Origin of the sequence: Streptomyces sp. 6N223 (assembly GCF_052246635.1) — a bacterium.
Classification (GTDB): Bacteria; Actinomycetota; Actinomycetes; order Streptomycetales; family Streptomycetaceae; genus Streptomyces.
This window is the reverse complement of sequence record NZ_JBQQCA010000153.1, coordinates 1-850: the sequence shown is the minus strand read 5'-3', so window position 1 is coordinate 850 and position 850 is coordinate 1. Positions and strand designations below refer to the sequence as shown.

Genomic DNA, 850 nt, shown 5'->3' with positions numbered 1-850 from the left:
GGCCGGAGGACCGGCCGCTGTGGCTGGGCTCGATCAAGTCCAACATCGGCCACACGCAGGCGGCGGCGGGTGTGGCGGGCGTGATCAAGATGGTCATGGCGATGCGGAACGGGCTGCTGCCGCAAACCCTGCACGTGGACGAGCCGACGCCCCACGTGGACTGGGAGGCGGGCGCCGTCTCGCTCCTGGCCGAGCCCCAGGCGTGGGAGCCCACCGACCGCCCCCGCCGCGCGGCCGTCTCCTCCTTCGGCATCAGCGGCACCAATGCCCACGTCATCCTGGAAGAGCCGGAGGAGGTGGAGGCCCCAGCCCTGACGCGCACGGCGACCCCGGACGGGGACGTGCCGGTCGCCTGGCCGCTGTCCGCCAAGAGCCTCCCAGCCCTGCGCCAGCAGGCCCAGCGCCTGCACGGCCTCCTCAACGCCCACCCCGAACTCTCGGCCGCCGGCATCGCGCATTCGCTGGTGGCGACGCGGGCGTTGTTCGACCACCGAGCCGTCATCATCGGCCAGGACGACGAAAAGCGGCTGGCGGCATTGCGTTCTCTGGCGACCGGCGAGCCCAGCTCCGCCGTCATCCACGGCAACGCCGCCCAGCCCGGCAAGCTCGCCTACCTCTTCACCGGCCAGGGCTCACAACGAGCGGGCATGGGCCAACAGCTCTACGCCACCTACCCCGCCTTCGCCCACGCCTACGACGAGGTACTCACCCACTTCACCCCCAGGCTGCGGGAGATCATCACCACCGGCGAGGGCCTGGACCGCACCGAACACACCCAACCCGCCCTCTTCACCCTCCAAGTCGCCCTCTACCGACTCCTCGAAACCCACGGCCTACAGCCCGACTACCT

At 70.9% G+C, this 850-nt stretch carries 1 protein-coding gene; it reads left to right on the top strand.

The genetic code is table 11. From position 1 onward, the window contains the following. On the top strand, positions 1–850 hold an 850-nt coding region (locus ACTWQH_RS32780), incomplete at both ends, for an acyltransferase domain-containing protein (protein WP_443290459.1).